At 45.4% G+C, this 17,951-nt stretch carries 18 protein-coding genes; 9 read left to right on the top strand and 9 right to left on the bottom strand.

All coding sequences use genetic code 11. The features are described 5' to 3' along the window. Positions 1–42 precede the first annotated feature (42 nt). Complete coding sequence (locus ADIS_RS14615) at positions 43–486, top strand: hypothetical protein (protein WP_010855360.1); 444 nt, start codon at positions 43–45, stop codon at positions 484–486. 157 nt (positions 487–643) lie between these two features. Further along, the gene (locus ADIS_RS14610; protein WP_010855359.1) at positions 644–1,789 is read left to right on the top strand and encodes a pyridoxal phosphate-dependent aminotransferase; all 1,146 of its coding nucleotides are present in this window, start codon (positions 644–646) and stop codon (positions 1,787–1,789) included. Positions 1,790–2,051: 262 nt separating this feature from the next. On the opposite strand, the gene ADIS_RS14605 is transcribed toward ADIS_RS14610, so the two are convergent. Both ADIS_RS14605 and ADIS_RS14600 read right to left on the bottom strand, forming a co-directional pair. Then, entirely contained in the window at positions 2,052–3,164 is a 1,113-nt protein-coding gene (locus ADIS_RS14605; protein ID WP_010855357.1) for an AEC family transporter, read from the bottom strand. 74 nt (positions 3,165–3,238) lie between these two features. Next, positions 3,239–4,408: a pyridoxal phosphate-dependent aminotransferase gene (locus ADIS_RS14600; RefSeq protein WP_035806223.1), complete on the bottom strand. Its 1,170-nt coding sequence runs from the start codon at positions 4,406–4,408 to the stop codon at positions 3,239–3,241. A gap of 301 nt (positions 4,409–4,709) precedes the next feature. Here ADIS_RS14600 and ADIS_RS14595 point away from each other — a divergent pair, with 301 nt between their 5' ends. Continuing rightward, positions 4,710–4,955 (top strand): hypothetical protein, encoded by a 246-nt coding sequence (locus ADIS_RS14595; protein ID WP_010855355.1) that lies wholly within the window; start codon positions 4,710–4,712, stop codon positions 4,953–4,955. 13 nt (positions 4,956–4,968) lie between these two features. Further along, a complete protein-coding gene (locus tag ADIS_RS14590; protein WP_010855354.1) occupies positions 4,969–5,739 on the top strand; it encodes an XRE family transcriptional regulator in 771 nt (256 codons plus the stop codon). A gap of 66 nt (positions 5,740–5,805) precedes the next feature. Here ADIS_RS14590 and ADIS_RS14585 read toward each other — a convergent pair whose 3' ends face one another. Together ADIS_RS14585 and ADIS_RS14580 are read right to left on the bottom strand one after the other, a co-directional pair. Beyond that, positions 5,806–6,471: an OmpA family protein gene (locus tag ADIS_RS14585; RefSeq protein WP_010855353.1), complete on the bottom strand. Its 666-nt coding sequence runs from the start codon at positions 6,469–6,471 to the stop codon at positions 5,806–5,808. Beyond that, positions 6,471–7,241: a hypothetical protein gene (locus ADIS_RS14580; RefSeq protein ID WP_010855352.1), complete on the bottom strand. Its 771-nt coding sequence runs from the start codon at positions 7,239–7,241 to the stop codon at positions 6,471–6,473. The genes ADIS_RS14585 and ADIS_RS14580 overlap by 1 nt, the downstream gene beginning before the upstream one ends. Positions 7,242–7,346: 105 nt before the next feature. Between ADIS_RS14580 and ADIS_RS14575 the strand changes: the two genes are divergently transcribed. After that, on the top strand, positions 7,347–7,988 hold the full coding sequence (locus ADIS_RS14575; RefSeq protein ID WP_010855351.1) for a 2OG-Fe(II) oxygenase: 642 nt from the start codon (positions 7,347–7,349) through the stop codon (positions 7,986–7,988). Here ADIS_RS14575 and ADIS_RS14570 read toward each other — a convergent pair. After that, positions 7,985–8,404 (bottom strand): DUF2141 domain-containing protein, encoded by a 420-nt coding sequence (locus ADIS_RS14570; RefSeq protein WP_035806220.1) that lies wholly within the window; start codon positions 8,402–8,404, stop codon positions 7,985–7,987. The genes ADIS_RS14575 and ADIS_RS14570 overlap by 4 nt on opposite strands. Further along, positions 8,401–9,474: an AMP-binding protein gene (locus ADIS_RS14565; RefSeq protein ID WP_162141574.1), complete on the bottom strand. Its 1,074-nt coding sequence runs from the start codon at positions 9,472–9,474 to the stop codon at positions 8,401–8,403. Before ADIS_RS14565 ends, ADIS_RS14570 begins: the two co-directional genes overlap by 4 nt. Before the next feature lie 174 nt (positions 9,475–9,648). Between ADIS_RS14565 and ADIS_RS14560 the strand changes: the two genes are divergently transcribed. Next, positions 9,649–10,482: a 1,4-dihydroxy-2-naphthoyl-CoA synthase gene (locus ADIS_RS14560; protein ID WP_035806338.1), complete on the top strand. Its 834-nt coding sequence runs from the start codon at positions 9,649–9,651 to the stop codon at positions 10,480–10,482. Between the two features lie 137 nt (positions 10,483–10,619). On the opposite strand, the gene ADIS_RS14555 is transcribed toward ADIS_RS14560, so the two are convergent. The 3 genes from ADIS_RS14555 to ADIS_RS14545 form a co-directional block, all read right to left on the bottom strand. After that, positions 10,620–11,858 carry a porin gene (locus tag ADIS_RS14555; protein ID WP_010855347.1) on the bottom strand — a complete coding sequence of 413 codons (1,239 nt, stop codon included), beginning with the start codon at positions 11,856–11,858 and terminating at the stop codon, positions 10,620–10,622. A gap of 308 nt (positions 11,859–12,166) precedes the next feature. Then, positions 12,167–14,428 (bottom strand): aconitate hydratase, encoded by a 2,262-nt coding sequence (locus ADIS_RS14550; protein WP_010855346.1) that lies wholly within the window; start codon positions 14,426–14,428, stop codon positions 12,167–12,169. Positions 14,429–14,592: 164 nt separating this feature from the next. Beyond that, positions 14,593–15,612: an acyl-CoA reductase gene (locus ADIS_RS14545; RefSeq protein WP_010855345.1), complete on the bottom strand. Its 1,020-nt coding sequence runs from the start codon at positions 15,610–15,612 to the stop codon at positions 14,593–14,595. Between the two features lie 235 nt (positions 15,613–15,847). On the opposite strand from ADIS_RS14545, the gene ADIS_RS14540 reads away from it, so the two are divergent. The 3 genes from ADIS_RS14540 to ADIS_RS14530 all read left to right on the top strand — a co-directional run bounded on the left by ADIS_RS14540 (position 15,848) and on the right by ADIS_RS14530 (position 17,950). Next, positions 15,848–16,195 (top strand): 4Fe-4S binding protein, encoded by a 348-nt coding sequence (locus tag ADIS_RS14540; protein WP_035806218.1) that lies wholly within the window; start codon positions 15,848–15,850, stop codon positions 16,193–16,195. A gap of 174 nt (positions 16,196–16,369) precedes the next feature. After that, on the top strand, positions 16,370–16,714 hold the full coding sequence (locus tag ADIS_RS14535; RefSeq protein ID WP_035806334.1) for a DUF3276 family protein: 345 nt from the start codon (positions 16,370–16,372) through the stop codon (positions 16,712–16,714). 144 nt (positions 16,715–16,858) lie between these two features. Further along, complete coding sequence (locus tag ADIS_RS14530) at positions 16,859–17,950, top strand: AI-2E family transporter (protein ID WP_035806331.1); 1,092 nt, start codon at positions 16,859–16,861, stop codon at positions 17,948–17,950. The last annotated feature ends 1 nt before the right edge of the window (position 17,951 follow it).

The raw sequence follows: 17,951 nt of genomic DNA, 5'->3' as shown, positions 1-17,951 counted from the left end.
TTCTGGCCCGAAGATTATTAACTACAAAACAATTTAAGACATATGAAAATTCTGAATAAAAACCTAGGTATATATATAGCCCTCTTGGCGGTAGTATGCTTCTCCTGCGTTGAAGAAGACGGGCTGGTGACACCCAATGTAGCCTCACCAGTATTGGTACTGCTACAGGGTTCTTCCTTTCAGGCCACTGCCCCAGTGACCGTTACGGGCAGATTTTATGAGTTGGATAAAAGCGGGATACTAGATCATCGCGTAGGGATCGATTCTATTCCGGTTTCCGGACTTCAGGTTAGGGTTTTTATCAACCATAACCAGGAAATTGGGACTGCGACCACTGACAATACCGGTTCTTTGGTATTTCAGCAGCCTTGGTCAACTCTCGGACTATCCTCGCCAAGAGTAGGGAATTCTGTACGGTTGGAGTTTGCCGGCGTGCATAAGAACATAGCGTTCCGAACCTATCACAACGTGGTAGTAAGGCAATAGAGCCAATCATTTTTTTGTAGAGTTAGGGAGTACGCAAGGTCAATTCGGGACGGTTTAAAGGAACCTCCGAACATTTTGCGGCTCCCTAATTATTTTTCCAAATAAAAATCGTATATTTCTAAATACTTAAATACTTTAACCCCTAATCCACCATTTTATGAAAAACCTTAATCGGAGAAACTGGCTGAAGGCCAGTATGACCGCGACCGCAGGGATATTGACTGCGGGGTATGTTCAGGCAGCACCCTCCGCTCCTCAGCATGCACTTGCAAAAAAGAGACCCGCTGATTATTATGCGCGGTTGTCTTCCAATGAAAATCCGTTTGGGCCTGCAGCCTCTGCAAAAAAGGCCCTGAAGGCGGCTATTGACGATGCGTTTTTGTATCCAAGGCACTACCGTGACCAACTGGTTGAAACCATCGCAAAGGTAGAAGGCGTGGATAAGAGCTATATTCTGCTAGGAGCAGGCTCCAGTGAATTGCTTCATGCCGCTGCCAGGGTATATGGAGGCAAAAGTACCAAGGTTCTCTCAGCGGATCCCACCTATTTTTCCTTGGTTCGTTCGGCAGAGTCTCTGGGAGCTGAGTGGGTAAAAGTACCGCTTACCAAGGAATTGGATCACAATCTGGGAGCAATGGAGGATAAAGTCTCCAAGGATATTTCCCTGCTTTATTTGGTAAATCCCAACAACCCAACAGGTAAGATCATGACTGGAACGGAAATCCGATCTTTCTGTGATTTGGTATCTGACAAGGTTCCGGTATTTGTGGATGAGGCCTATATTGATTATATGGACGATCCAGCAGGCAGTACTACGGTCGAGTGTGTTCGTAATGGCAAAAATATTATTGTAGCAAAGACTTTTTCGAAGGTTCATGCTTTTGCAGGTTTGCGCGTAGGCTATTGCATTGCCCAACCGGATGTGATTAAAGCATTGTCAGCAGAAGGCCCCCGTAATACCTTGACCGGCCCTTCGATGGCGGCAGCAGCTGCGAGCCTTACCGATGCAGAGTTCCTGAAATACTCCGTCAAAAAGAATGAAGAGGGAAAGCAGTTCGTATACAGTGAATTGAAAAGACTGGGATTCGAATACGTTCCTTCCCACACCAATTTTATCTTATTCCCTATTGGAATGGACGGTGCTGAATTCCAGAAGAAAATGATGGCCAATCAAGTCTCCATAAAGACCGCTCTCATAGATGGTCAGCAATATTGCAGAGTGAGCATGGGTACCTTGGATGATTTGGGAATGTTTGTAGATGCATTTAAAAAGGTTCACACCCATAAACTAAATAAAGTATAATAGTGCATTTTTGTTAGTTACCATTCAGGTGTTTTTTTTCCTGTCCGGGTTTTGCGCGTTCAGTAATGGGGCGGGAAATCTGGGCAGGTTTTTTTATGGACTTTTTTCCTTTGTCCCACCTTATCTGGGTTTTCTGGTTTTCTATACCGGTGCGTTCTTTACACCAAAAAAAATGGCTGTCGAAACTCAACAGCCATTTTTCATATTAAAGGTGTTAGTGGTGGTTTTATTACTTCCTAGGGTTTGTGATTATCGGATCTGATTAGTTACCTTCTTTTTCAAAGGAAGGTTTGTACTCGATTAGGTTAAACCAGGAAAGTACTGGTTTGATAATTCCTAATGCTACTAGACCCAGTCCCACAGTAAACAAGGTTGCGGTAGAAGCAAACAATTCTCCAAATGAAAATACCGTTAGCATGATCAACGTTGAAAATGGCAGCGATACGGCAAGGATATTGACGGCCAATTCCATGTCGAAAGTTCTTTTGCGACTGTTTTCCTGTTTTTGTTCCAACGCTGTAATGGATGCCATGTGTGCAAAGGGCCAAAAGCTAATGGCACTTTGAGGAAAAACCACGAGTACCATAATGGCCGCGTAAGAAAGATTCGGAGCAAACATCAACACCAACCCGCTAAGGACGAAGGTAAGACCTGCCCGAACCATCAACAAACCGGCGATTTTTCTGATTTGTCTCCAATTGAAAACTACCGCGATACCTATGAAGATAAGTACCAAGGGAGTCATTAGATTGCTCAGTGTGCTGATGGCTGTGGCGATAAAGCTCGGAAGATCAACTAAATGGATATCAAAGCTCAAAAGCACCAAGGCCAATACGATGACGATGTTTATTGGCTCGTTTATCAAACTTAGAAGAAGGGACTTTAGCTTGTCACCGTTTCCCGCCTGAATATTGGTGTTGATTCGGAAATACCACCGCATGGCGATCAGGTAAGCTATGATCAACACAAATATCTTGTTGCCGATATCCGCCAATGCGCCCCAAGCCAATGCATCGTCTCCCAAATATTCGATCAGAAAAGGGAAACAGGACATCCCGGGCGCCAAGGACGGAAACAGAAGCAGGTACGTTCGGTAGGTGCTGCTATCTTTGTCAATTCCAAAAAACGGTAGCGTAAATTTCAAAATGAAATAAAGCACCACGTTAAAAGAAATGGCGAGGATCGGCAGCATCAATAAATCTGGCTGAACCTCAGCCTTAAGCAACGCAACAAAGATGATGGCTGGTAGTGCCACCGTAAGGATTAACGTTTTCAACCCTTTTTGCTGAGCAGGATCCCCCAGCTTTCCTCTTAACAAAAACCCAATTACCAAAAGCAGGAGCAAGGAAAGCGTCTTTTGGACTGCTATGTTCATAAATTAAATTGATTATTAGTGGCTAATGCATAAATAGAGAGGGTTATTTGGGTTTATTGTTTCCGTTTATAGCTTTAGGTAGTAGATACTTTGAGTGCGTCTACGAATAGTTTCATCTCATCCATAGTGCCCATACTAACCCTACACCATGAAGAATCATACATGGAATAGGCTCGAATGCCGACTCCCTGATCCATCATTTTTTTGGAAAACTCCCTGCCCTCTTGGGCGATGGGGAAGATCACAAAACTCGTGTGGGAAGGGATTGGCGCAAAGCCCATGGATACAACCTTTTCTGTAGTAAACTCCCTCGACTCTTTGTTCCACTTGCGGCAATTGGTGAGGAACTGCTCATCCTGCATACTGGCGATTGCTCCCTTCAATGAAGTGACGCAAAGTCCCATGGTTCCTCGTACCAATGAAGTGATTGATTTTACGCGTTCCTCAGTGGCAACCAAGTATCCTACACGAAGACCTGCCATACCGTGAATCTTTGAGAAGGTACGGGCTACCATCACGTCATATCCCTCGGCGACCAGTCCGGCCATGGTGTTGTCCCCTGGATTGTCCATAAATTCCAAGTAAGCCTCATCAACGAAGATAGGTGCTTTTTTGGATACGGATTTGCAAAACTCCTTCAAAGAAGAGCCAGCGGTTATCGCCCCCATTGGGTTGTTTGGATTACATACATAGACCAATTTGGTAGTATTGTCTACTGCTGCACTCATTCCAGGTAGATCGTGAGAGTAGTCGCTTTTCAGGGGAACGGCTTTCCAACTGCCACCGATCTTTTCAGCAGTATTGATCAGGGACATGTACGTAGGATCCGCAGACACAACATTTCCTCCGTCCTTACAAAGTACGATAGCTGTTTTTTCCAAGAGATCTGTGGAGCCAGGGCCAAGCATAATATTTTCTGGTTTCACACCTTCTTTTTCAGCGATCATACTGATAAGGTAGGCTGCGTCTGCATGGCCGTAGCGGTTTCCCATAGCAATGGATTCGGAAATAGCTTTCTGAACCTTAGCTGAGGGGCCAAAGGGGTTTTCATTTGCTGAAAGCCTAGCCCTCATCTTAATTTCATTCATTGGAGGGTAGATGATCTCCTTAACCATGCTCTCGCTGCTCCAGTTGCTCAAAGAGCCGCCTCCGTTTCTTGCAAACAAATCACTAGATGCCAAGGATATGGAACCCAATCCCAGCACGCTTGTTTTAAGCCAATTTCTTCTGTTAATGTTTTTCATGTTTTTAATGTTGTTAGTAGTTGCCTAATGCGGTTTAAATTTAGCTTAATTTCCAAACAAAAAAAACAAGTGTCCAAATATTGGTTTAAAAAAGAACCAATAAATTAATTAAAGAAATCATAGTTGATTTTTATGGGTAAGAATATACCCTATCCTTTGGTTATTTTTAAAAAATGATCCAGAGGGGGGTTGAAAATTGGCTTGAATTCCAGCTAAATGGTTTGTTTATTAAATAAACAATTGTATCTTTGATATGTTGGTTTTACAAACAAATCAATGAAACCTCTAAATACCAAGCTATATGCAGATTAGTTATACCACAAAGCAATTACCCTCCGGGAATTTACAAGTAAAGTTTTCAGTAGAAGGAGGGGAGTTTCCACGATACGGCTATCTTCTGATAGAGGGCGATCGTACAGACGAAGAGATCTATGCGGAATTGTGGAGCAGGATTACGATGCGCAAAAGAGCCACGTTGGATTTGATGAAGTTTTCATTCAAGGAATACTGGAAAGATGACAACCGGTTTTTTATATACACTGCCTAGATTATAAAGATGCATGTATTTGGCAAAAAACATTCGATTTTTACGGCAGCGCATAGGTATGACCCAGGAGGCTTTGGCAGCGAAACTGGGCATTCAGCGAACTATGATTTCTGCCTATGAAGATGGACGCTCCGAACCCAAGCTTTCATCGCTCACCATATTGTCAAACGTATTTGGTGTTACCGTCGATGGGTTGATGATGCGGGATTTGTCATCCGGGGAAGGAAAGGAAACGCTCGTGCATCCCCCTCTTCGCGTGTTAGCCGTGACGGTAGATCGGGAAGACCGGGAAGGTATCTGCCTGGTAAGCCAGAAGGCGTCTGCCGGATACCTAAGCGGGTATTCAGACACTGAATACGTGGGCACTTTGCCGCAATTTCAACTTCCCAACCTCCCCGGTGGCCGAACCTATCGGGCATTTGAAATAACCGGCGACAGTATGTTGCCCATTCAACCGGGAACAATAATCATCGGATCTTTTTTGGAGCAAATTGAACACCTGAGAAATGGCAGAACCTACGTATTGGTGACCACGAACGATGGCGTGGTGTACAAGAGGGTGTTCAATTACCTTGCAGAGCGGGGTAAATTGTTTTTGGTTTCCGATAATGAACTATATAAGCCATTTGAGGTAGGGGCGCAGGAGGTTCTTGAGATTTGGGAAGCCAAGGCTTTTATCAGTACGGTGTTTCCAAGTCCCAGGGAGCGAGATCAAGCCGTTTCCCTAGAGGCTATCGCCCATATGATCCGTGATTTAAGGGAGCAAATCGTCAAATCAAAATAAAAAACGGCAGAACCGTCTTTTTATCCAGATGCCTGCCGTTTTTGTTATGCATACCCTAAGGCCGAATTATTCCAAATCTCCGCTTTCTGCTTTTTCCAAAAGGGTCTCATTGGCCGTTATTCCTATTTCAACTCTTCTGTTTTGGGCTCTTCCCTGGTCGGTATCATTTGAAGCCACAGGACGTTCAAAGCCATAGCCAATGGTAGTGAGTCGATCGCCGGATACACCTTTTGTCTTCAAGTAGTTAGCGACCGAATTCGCCCGGCGCTCAGACAGCCCTTGATTGTAAGAGGCGCTTCCCCTGTTGTCGGTATGCCCTTCGATCACCACGTTGGTGTCCGGATACTTGTTTAGAATGTCGGCCAACTCCATCACACTTTTCTGGGAGTCAGGCGTCAATGCAAAGGAATCAAAGCCGAAAAGTATACCGGATTCGAAAACGATCTTGATACCTTCCTCTACACGTTCTACCTGCGCATTTTCGATAGCCTCCAATTCCTTGGCCTGCCTATCCATGTATTTGCCTATGGCTGCACCGGCGGCTCCTCCCACGGCTGCACCGATGATCGCACCGCCAGCGGTATTTCCTTTCTTATTGCCGATAAGTCCCCCTATCGCACCTCCTGCACCTGCTCCGACTGCAGCCCCTTTTCCCGTATTGCTCCAATCCGCGCAACTGGAAATAATTGTACCGCTCAGGAATAATCCAAGCAAAAATTTCATGTGTTTCATCAGGACAACTGGTTTAGTTTTTCGAATGTATTCTTTATTTGACTTTTTGCGTCAAATGACTCGTCTAGGTTGTATATCCCTTGGCTAAAATCATGCCATAAGCCATCGCCCACATCGATGTAGGTACCCTTTTTGGTAGGTTCAGATGCTTTTGCGATTTCGTAATCATAATCCGGCAAAAATATGTTGGACAACAATTCTTTGGCATCCTCCCAATCCATGTGAACTGATGCCCCGTTTAGCCTAAGGTCAATTTTCCGGGTGGCAAATCGAATCGTCATTTCATACATCCATACCTTTTCGGGAGAAATCGATTTATAACGTATGGTAAGGGGAGCCTCCCGTTTGCTAACCTCGTAGATCGCTTGTATAAACTCCTGTGCCAAGTATTGCCATTCTGTCTGATTATTTGGGATACTTCGCACAAGTTTGCCATGGATGTCCTTTGCCAACACCTTGACGCCACCCTCTTCACCCAGCAGTTTCTGGTTAGACCATTTGGTCTGGGCATAAAGCTTTTTCAAAGGCGACTCCCATACTTTCGGTATCTCTCCTACAAACCGGAAATCATCGTCGGGTGTGAACCCTTCGTTTATAATATCCGCCTCCGAAAGTTCTTCGCGATGAAGGTACTGGATCTCAAACTGCGCATTGACAAAGGTTTTTTCAAAACTGAGCTTCAATTTATAGACATGGTTGAACGGAGGGGGAATGTCGCCCGTTGAATAGTCCAACTCTAGCCGTATAATATCATCCGATTTTAGGTGCATGTGCGCTCTTGGTGTATTTACAGGACAAAATTAGGCGATTGCCTTTAAAAAAGGTCACGAAACGGAAATTTCATCTGTTTATATTTGCAATAAAAAAGGGTCGGCATGTCCAAAGAAGAGCCAGATTATCTATCCATAAACGAAGCAATCGCCCAAGCAGTATATGAGCAAGGTTGGGTGGTGGTTGATGATTACTTACCGGAAGTTCTTCGTAGCCAGCTGCTCGGTGAGCAGCAGGAGTTGTTGTCCGAGGGTAGTTTTAGACATGCTGGCATAGGCAAAGGCGAGTCATTTACCATCAAACCGGAGATTCGTAGTGATCGGGTTTTGTGGATGGATGAACGCGCCCTTTCCCCTGTTCAGGAGCGCTATTGGTCTCTAATGGAGCGGCTACGTCAGGCTATTAACAGGCGGTGTTTTTTAGGATTAAGATCCTTTGAGTGTCACTTTGCCGTATATCCACCCGGCTCTTTTTACAAAAGGCATCTGGATCAGTTTCAGGCGGTAAAGTACCGGGTAGTCACGGTAATTCTATACCTGAATGAAGAATGGGAGGAGTCGTTTGGTGGGGAACTTAGGATGTATTTGCCATCTTCAGATAAAGAGGAAAGGCTTGTTGATGTTTTGCCAAAAGGAGGGAGGCTCGTCGTTTTCTTGAGTGGCGAAATCCCCCACGAAGTTTTGCCTACCACACAAGATAGAGCCAGCATCACCGGGTGGTTTCGGGATGTAGCCGATGTCTCCTAAAGATTCATTCGAATGGATATTTTTTTCGGAACTTCCTGTAGCCTGAACGCTGCTTTTTCAAAAGGGGGCGGCCCAAAAAGCCCTTTCGCATTGTTTGAAAAACCGTAGGCGTCTTTTGGAATACCGAAGGCTCCAGTCCTCAGGACGCCATCGTTGTCGTGGTCGTGGAAGGTCGAGATCGCATATGTGCCCACGGGAAGACCGCTAATGGATAGTTCTGCTGCGCCTTCGCGGATCGGAACCTTAAAGTTACGGTATGCTTTGTGGGGTTGGTTTGGAAAGCCATCCGGTTGGTTAAAAAGCAGCACATAGACGTAGCCTTGGTTACTCGGCAGATTCGTGAATGTGACGCTGAACTGTGTGTTGATAGGGGTTGCCATCCAGAAATAAAGCATGAAAAAAACTAAACTGCTCATGTTAAGTAAGGTTTCAGTGTCTCCAATTTGTTTATTTTTGAAGATTCGGTTGTTTGCATTTGATCTACGGAAAGGATCGCTTTTGGGATGTGGTATTTTGGCAGATGCAGTTTTAACTCCATCAAAAAGGCTGCCATGTTCGGTTCGGTGGTGCCTAGTTTTTCAACAACCAACAGGACTGCTTCCCCAAGCGTTGGGTCTGGCGTTTTCCATATAAAAAAACGGGTTCCTGGAAAACGCATCCTCCAGAGGGGTTCTATTTCGGATTCGATCTGTTCTGGATACAGTTTGATACCACCCGAATTGATAACAAAATCGATACGGCCTTTCCAGATGAAGCTATTTTTCCCGACCAACTCGACAAGGTCATTTGTTTCCAACTTCGGTGCTATGGCCATCTTTGCTTGGATGACCAATGTCCCTTGTTTGGAGGTGGTTAATTTTACACCGGGCAGGGCTTTATAAATTAAAGGCCCATCGCACTTAAGGTCTGCCATAGCAATGTGGGATACCGTTTCGGTCATCCCAAAGGTCTGATAAACCTTGTTTTTCAGGTCTTTGGTTTTCTCTTTGAGGGTGGGTGAGATAGGTGCACCGCCTACCAGTAGGTTTTCGATACGGTTTAGAAGTGCCCGTGATTCCGGGTTTTCCAAGCTGGCCTCCAATTGCATGGGCACTACTGCGGCCAAGTCTATGTGTACGTCATCAACAGGCGATGATATGAGGGTACTGGGTTTGCTCAAATAAAGTTTACTCTGCCACTCTAATGCCCGCACCAGCATCATCTTTCCGGCGATCATCTCGGTATTCAGGCTGCAAAGTAAGCTGCAGCCCATGCCAAGGTTGAGAAAACGTCTTGTGTTGCGCGCGCTAATGCGCATCTGCTCGCGGGAAACTTCTATCAGTTTCGGGCTACCTGTGGATCCGGAAGTATTTAGCGTAAATATGTTGGTACCATTGAGCCAATCATAGCAAAACTGAAAGGCTCCAGTCCATTCTGGTTCATCTTCCGTCCATTTTCCCTGCTTGATTTCCTCAAACGTATAACTATTCAGGGTTGTAAAAATCAACTTTTTAGACAATTGGTGGGCGGAAGAAATCAAACCAAATTACTTGTGTAAATACCAAGGATTTTTGCCTAAAAAGCTCGCTAGGATTCTTAATAGGCCTCTGAATCCATCTCCAATATTCGTCAAAAATTCCCAGAAGCCTGTTATCTTGCAGGAAAAAAAGAAGCCAGAATGATGAATTGGGAAACTGTAAAGAATTTCGAAGATATTACCTATAAGAAATGCAATGGTGTGGCCCGAATTGCATTTAACCGTCCCGAGGTTCGGAATGCGTTTCGCCCAAAAACGACGAGTGAGTTGTATGAGGCCTTTTTGGATGCGAGGGAGGACACCTCGGTTGGTGTGGTGTTGCTATCAGCAGAAGGGCCATCCCCGAAGGATGGTGTCTATGCATTTTGCAGCGGAGGCGATCAGCGGGCGAGAGGTCATCAGGGGTATGTAGGAGAAGACGGTATGCATCGGCTCAACATCCTGGAAGTACAGCGACTTATCCGTTTTATGCCCAAAGTGGTCATTGCCGTGGTGCCAGGTTGGGCCGTGGGAGGGGGGCATAGCCTCCACGTGGTCTGTGACTTGACGCTTGCCAGCAAAGAGCATGCGATTTTTAAGCAAACAGATGCGGATGTAACGAGTTTTGACGGAGGATATGGCTCTGCCTACCTAGCCAAGATGGTCGGTCAAAAGCGGGCCAGGGAGATATTTTTTCTCGGTCGAAACTACAGCGCGCAGGAAGCATATGAGATGGGTATGGTAAATGCCGTGGTTCCCCATGCTGAACTGGAAGAAACCGCGTATCAGTGGGCACAGGAAATTTTGGCCAAGTCCCCAACTTCGATAAAAATGTTAAAGTTTGCATTTAACCTAACCGACGACGGAATGGTGGGGCAGCAGGTTTTTGCCGGGGAGGCGACCCGCTTGGCTTACATGACCGAAGAAGCGAAAGAAGGAAGGAATGCCTTTCTGGAGAAACGAAAGCCTAACTTTAAAGACATCAAGTGGATTCCCTAGGGATTGGTATGATCAATTGAACTAAAAAATCAGCCTCTTGTATGTCAGAAGGCTGATTTTTTAGGTACAATCTCCTCATCAATAGTAGAGAAATTTCCTTGGACAAAGGTAAACATGGTGCTACCGCATTTCCCAACTTATATTCCAAATTCAACCTGGAAGGTTCCGGTCACTCCAGAAGAGAGGCCGGCAATGGAGGAAATACGGTCGATCCAACGATAACCGAAATTACCCTGGATCTTTATGCGGTGACCGTTTAAATAACGGGTATATCCAAAGAGCAACTCATCTATATCTGCTTCTCTTGGGTAAAGAACTTCCTTTGCCGACGTAAAGGCGTACCTGACGGCTAATTCGCTTTTTCTGGAAACCATTTTGCTAAGCTGGGTATTCATGCCATGGCCTACAAATACATGGCGGGTCAGTCCCTCTGCATTTTGGGTAATCGGATTGGCGGCGTTTCGCTGCATGTATTCCGATGATAGTGCCCAACCGGTATATTTGAAAACGCCATCCAGGATCAGGCTGTTGAGGTTCCGCTCCTCGTAAAGAACCAATCCTGTCTGCCCTCCAGCTCGCGTTGCTTTGTGGTTTCTACTTACCGTTGCGGCAAGTGAGAGTTTGGGTTTTGGCTCAAATTGCTGGTCACCCTCGGAATAGTCGCCATTGTTGGTGAACTTACCAAATGGTAGTAATTCTATGCGACCGGTATAGGCAAACCCATCATTGTTGTTGAAGGAATTTCGGCCTTGCCCGGTGGTTACGGCGCCTTTAAGCATCGCTAGGGATCTTCCCGCCAAGGGCTGCGTATAATACCCAAAGAACCCAAAATCCCGGTCTATGTTAAAGAAGGCATTGGCCACGGATCTATCGGCAAACTGGAGATTTCCGGAACTGACAACCCGTTGCCTGTTTCCCGGTAGTTTAGACTGGCCAAATCCAACGTAGAATTTGTCGGAAAAGGTATAGTATACGATGGCGTCCCGCAGTGTTTGGGCGGTATTTCCCGATTCCAAATCCATATCCGAACGTGAAAAGGCCATTTGGATGTAATACTGGATTTTAGGGTTTAGCACAAAGCCGTCCAGTCTCAACCGAAGCCTTCGTACCTTCATGTCATACATATCCACAGAGAAATTGTCTCCCCTAATATTGTTATAACCAGCCCGATTTTGGATCCTAAATCGAAGGTTCAGGAGGAAGAGGGAGTCTTTCTGGAACCCAAGACCTTCTTGCACATTGATCAGGGCCCGTTCATCTGATTCAACTTTTTGGGCTATCAAGGTATTTTTGCTCAAAACCAAAAAGAACAAAGGAATAAAGAAGAGGCATCTCGAAGTGCCATTAGGGGTCTTAACTTGCCTTTTTTGTGTCATTAGAGATAACTTGTTTCATTTCAAAGCCAGAAATCCTCGATACCACGTTTATCACAGGTGCCGTCACCGGCACGAAGCGGAGAAAGCTCATTTGAATTCAATTTAGAAAAATCCGGCTTGCTTATTATACAGGCGATCGGGAGGTGTAGTAACCTGATTCAAAAGGAAGGACTTTTCTATACAGCTAGGGTACTACTTAAATTGACTAGATTGGACTACTGGTACATTGTGCCAAAATGGTTTTTTCCTGTATGAAAAAGCCAGGCCCAAACCGGACCTGGCTTTTATTATTTCAAATGCAGAAAGTGTTACTTGCCTGCTTTTATTAGATTCAAGGCAGACCCCGCTTTAAACCATCCTATTTGTCCTTCGTTGTAGGTATGGTTCACTTTGATAGAATCTTTGGTGCCATCTGTATGGTTCAAAACAACCGTAAGAGGGCTGCCAGGAGAAAAGGTCTCCAACCCTAGTATATCGATACTGTCGTCTTCCTTGATCAGGTCGTAATCGGCAGGGTTGTCGAAAGTCAACGCCAGCATGCCCTGTTTCTTTAGGTTTGTCTCGTGGATTCGCGCAAATGACTTCACCAAAATAGCACGAACACCCAAAAACCGAGGTTCCATGGCAGCATGTTCCCGAGACGACCCTTCACCATAGTTTTCATCGCCCACCACTACCGAACCGATATTGTGGAGCTTGTATTGGCGCTGCACGGCAGGAACTTCACCATATTCTCCGGTGATTTGGTTTTTTACTTTGTTTGTTTCACCGTTAAACGCATTTACCGCACCGATTAGCATGTTGTTGGAAATATTGTCCAGATGACCTCGGAAACGCAGCCAAGGCCCTGCCATGGAGATATGGTCGGTGGTACATTTTCCCTGGGCTTTGATAAGCAGTTTCAGTCCGGTAAGGTCTGTTCCTTCCCAAGCTGCGAATGGATCCAGTAGTTGAAGCCGGTCAGATTTGGGGTCTACTATTACCTCAACCGACGAACCGTCAGCTGCTGGTGCCTGATAGCCCGCGTCTTCTACGGCAAATCCTTTGGTAGGCATTTCCAAACCCTGTGGCTCGTCCAACTTTACTGCTTGGCCTTCTTCGTTGGTAAGGGAGTCGGTCATGGGGTTAAATGTCAGGTCTCCCGCTATCGCCATGGCTGTCACTATCTCCGGTGAAGCCACAAAGGAGTGGGTATTTGGATTTCCATCGGCCCTCTTGGCGAAGTTCCTGTTGAAGGAGGTGATGATGGAGTTTTTTTCCTGTTTTTCGGCACCGTGGCGCGCCCACTGTCCGATACAAGGTCCGCAGGCATTTGCAAGTACTACTCCTCCCATGTTTTCGAATACTCCTAGGAAGCCATCGCGCTCTACGGTATACCTCACCTGTTCAGATCCCGGTGTAATGGTATATTCTGATTTGGCAGTCAGCTTTTTGTCGACAGCCTGTTGGGCAAGAGAGGCGGCGCGGGAAATATCTTCATAAGAGGAATTGGTACAGGATCCTATCAATCCTACCTCTAATTTTTGAGGCCATCCATTTTCCTTGACAGCGGCGGCAAATTTGGACAAAGGCCAGGCCAAATCTGGGGTGAAGGGCCCATTGATATGGGGTTCCAATTCGGACAGGTTGATTTCGATTACCTGATCGAAGTAGGTGGCAGGATCAGCATATACTTCGGGATCACCGGTCAGATGCTCTCTAATACCATTCGCAAGGTCTGCTACCTCTTCACGACCGGTTCCCCGTAGGTAGGCCTCCGATTTTTCATCATATCCGAAAATGGACGTGGTGGCACCTATCTCAGCACCCATGTTGCATATTGTGCCTTTTCCTGTTGCCGAAAGTGAGTTTGCTCCTTCGCCGAAATATTCTACGATGTTTCCAGTACCTCCCTTTACGGTCAAGATACCGGCTACCTTAAGTATAACGTCTTTGGCGGATGTCCATCCGGAAAGTTTGCCAGTGAGCTTTACACCAATTAATTTAGGGAATTTCAGTTCCCAAGGTAAGCCTGCCATCACATCGCAGGCGTCGGCACCGCCTACACCGATCGCGATCATGCCCAGTCCACCGGCATTGGGCGTATGCGAATCGGTACCGATCATCATGCCGCCAGGGAACGCATAGTTTTCCAAAACAACCTGATGGATGATCCCTGCCCCAGGCTTCCAGAATCCCAGTCCGTACTTGTTCGACACGGAAGCCAAAAAGTCATAGACCTCTTTATTTTTGTTTTTTGCTTTCTCCAGATCGGTGCTTGCACCAACTTCAGCTTGGATCAGGTGGTCACAGTGAACGGTAGAAGGCACAGCTACTTTGGCTCTACCCGCTTGCATAAACTGCAACAACGCCATTTGGGCAGTGGCATCCTGCATGGCTACTCGGTCTGGTTGGAAATCCACATAATCTTTTCCTCTTGCATATGCCCCCGAAGCATCTCCCTGAGACAGGTGCGCGTAAAGGATTTTTTCCGTAAGTGTAAGCGGCTTGCCAACCGCTTTTCTAGCGGCTTCGATTTTCGCCGGAAAGCTGGCATACACAGCTTTGATCATTTCAATATCAAATACCATTGGGAATGTTTTATGGTTATGTTTATTAAAAACCTAATTTCCCGCAAAGATATAAAAACCAGTCAAAAAAACCTGTAAAATCGGCCTCTTTAGCTTATTTATAGTAATTATGGCAAGTTGACCGAATACATTGCAAGCGACCTATTGAGGACAGCACTGTTACCTCAGAGCGAAAGCAAAAATTGGATGGTGTCGACATTGTCCGCATAATCGCTTACCACAGGGCACTGTGCGGATCCAAAAGGGATAGAACCGGGTAACCAGCCACCTTTGCTGAGGGTACATTGAATGCGATCCGATTGGTTTCGTAATTTTTCTTCAACTTCTTCTTGAGAGTGGTACATGGCGTAATGTACAACAGCTATGGGGGATACCAAATCTTCTGATTGGCGCATGAGAAGAAACCCATTGTCCAAATGATCCTCACCATTCACCAGGTAGATGGATTTGTTGTAATCGTAATTGTTCGCGTATTTGTGATGATCCATTACGTGGCTCATCGGTGAAGAAGCCTCCAGAAAAGCAACAATCTGCTGTGGACTGCTTACATATAACTTGGAAACATTACGGCATCCAAGGCCAAAATACTGCAGCACATCGGATGTGAGAAGGACGAGTTCCTCAGCGGTTTCCTTTCCGTTTAACACAGCCACGGAAGTTCTGTTCTTTCGAATGATATGGGGATACTTTCCAAAATAATAATCGAAGTACCGGGCGGAGTTGTTGCTGCCGGTAGCAATATAGGCATCCATTCCCTGTAGGCGTTCGGCCCATCGGATTTGCTCCGAAAATCCCGGTTCTATTTCAAGCAAACGATCCACCAGCCATGGTATCAATACTCTATCTGTCGAGCTCAGCTTAATGTGGGCGATATGCCCGGTTAAAAGAACGCATAATAGGTCATGGAATCCCACTCCTGGGATATTTCCAGCCATTACCAACCCAATGGATTTCTGATCAATTGTGGGCGGGATGGGGTAATTGGCCAGCCAATTTTCAAGCGAGTCTGGCCGAAGCATTTCCCGGATCCCCTGTATGGCTAATTGGGTTTGGGCAGGAATAAACCAAGGGTTGTTTCCCACGATTTGCGGAAAAAGGTCCTCCTGAGTAGAGGAAGGTAGGCTTTGTAACAGGTTTCCCAATGCGGTAAAGGCATGGATACGTTGTTGCAAGGATAAATCCATCAGGTAATTCAGTAAATTTTACAGGCCAATCGCTAAGTAGAAGGAGGTAGCCCTTGAACGTTTCCCCACAAAGGTAGGGCTTTGAGAAGGAAAATCCTCGAGTGCCTAGGTAGGGATTGGATATTTAGTGTGACAATTAATGTATATGGATCTTTTTCGGGTTTTCGAAAACCAAAATGTTTGTTCAATTGTATTATGGTTATTAGTTTTGCAAACAATCTAACGAAGAATTGACATGGCCATAATGATAACAGACGAGTGCATCAATTGCGGTGCATGCGAACCAGAGTGCCCCAACACGGCGATTTATGAAGGTGGAATAGAGTGGACCTGGGCAGGGGGCACCAATTTAACTGAGGTTACCCTGCCAGATGGTACCGTGGTCGATGCCAACGAAAAGCAGGAGCCGGTTTCGGATGAATTTTATTACATTGTGACTTCCAAGTGCACGGAGTGTACCGGTTTCCATGAGGAGCCTCAGTGTGCTGCTGTTTGCCCTGTCGACTGCTGCGTAGACGACCCTGACCACCGGGAATCTGAGGAAGAGTTGCTTTCCAAAAAGCTGTACATGCACGGCGAATAATAGGGGTGTGTTGATCCCACACTTTCATACAGACCTACAAAATTGTTTTTTCCACCAACAATTTTGTAGGTTATCACATTTTTTCAGAAAAAAAATCGGTAGATAGTTTGATTTTAACCCATCATTTGGTTTATCTTGCCAATAAATTCATTTTTGAATAAAAAAAGGAGGAAAGTGGAAGACAACAAAGATTACGATAGGGATGAGATCTTCTCTAAGAAGGTGAAAGCAGGGAAAAGAACCTACTTTTTTGACGTCAAGTCAACTCGCTCAAACGATTACTACCTAACCATAACGGAAAGTAAGCGTAAGATGAGGGAGGAAAATTATTTTTACGAGAAGCACAAGATCTTTTTGTACAAAGAAGATTTTCAAAAGTTCATTGAAGCCCTGCAGCGTACGGTTGACCATGTGAAGAATGACCTGATGCCTGAGGTTGATTTTAGCCAGTTTGACATGGGGTCGGATAACTCAGATGGTGATGATGATGCGTTTAAAGATGATTTGAAGTGGGATTAAATTACTCCAACTACCGGCATTAACCCTTGAATCAGTGGCTGCCGGAGAGAGTTTAGCGTAACCATCCTTCTTTTACCAAGCTCTTGGAACTCTTTGCCCAAAAAGGTGACGCATTCCAAGAGCGTTTTTATTATTTTTGCCAGTATGAATCGGGTTGTCATCAAATTACTCCTCGGATTGGCAGTTTTGCTTGTCCTGGGATGGTATTTTTCCAACATTAGTCTCTACTTTGTGTTTTCGTTGGTCATAGCTGCTGTACTTAGGCCGATGACCAATCGGATCAATGGGCTCTACTTGATTGGGCAACCTATTCCCCGGGCGGTAGCTATATTCCTGTCATTTTCTGTGGTGATTGCTTTGGTTATATTTCTTGTTTTGTTGTTTATACCGCTTTTTCGATCTCAGTTCGAGCTTCTCAATGAATTGGATGTAACGTACCTATACGAGCAGATTCAAAAGCCGGCAGCTTTTGTAGAGGATATATTAATTAGGTATAGCTTGGTGGTAAATGAGCCGGGGTTTCTTTTGGCACAGATTCGGGAAAATCTGCTATCCAGCGTGGGGGGGTTGGACATACAGGGTTTTGTCAATCGGTTTATCTCTGCTACCAGTTCCCTTTTGATCAGCGTATTGGCCATTTCATTTATCACATTTTTTCTTTTGCTCGAAAATGGCCTTTTGCGCCGAAATTTCATTGGGTTTGTCCCAAACGCTTATTTTGAGCTATCAGTGTCTACGTTTCATAAAGTCGAACGTCTACTTTCAAATTACCTTATTGGCCTGCTGGTTCAAATGACCTCAATTTTTTCGATTGCTTCTCTGGGACTTCTTTTGATGGATATTGAATACGCCATGAGCATTGCGGTATTTGCGGCCGTAGCCAATTTGATTCCCTACGCAGGGCCAATCCTGGGTGCTTCCTTCGGGATATTGGTAGGTTTATCTACCGGCACATTTGGCGAAGCCGCAGAGGTATATTTGTTCTTGGCCAAAATTTTGGGGGTTTTTGGCGTGGTGCAGTTGTGTGATAACATTATTCTCCAACCCATGATCTTTTCGAAATCGGTAAAAGCCCATCCGCTTGAGATTTTTGTTGTTATATTTGCCGGGGCAAAAGTTGCCGGTGTCCTCGGGATGATCTTTGCAATTCCGGTGTATACCATTTTCCGGGTTTCCTTTAAGGAGTTCTATAAAGGGTATAAGGACTACCGAATTTTCAAAATAGATAAGATTTAAA

It is taken from the genome of Lunatimonas lonarensis, from assembly GCF_000390185.1.
Lineage (GTDB): Bacteria > Bacteroidota > Bacteroidia > Cytophagales > Cyclobacteriaceae > Lunatimonas > Lunatimonas lonarensis.
This window is presented reverse-complemented; position numbering and strand designations above follow the sequence as displayed.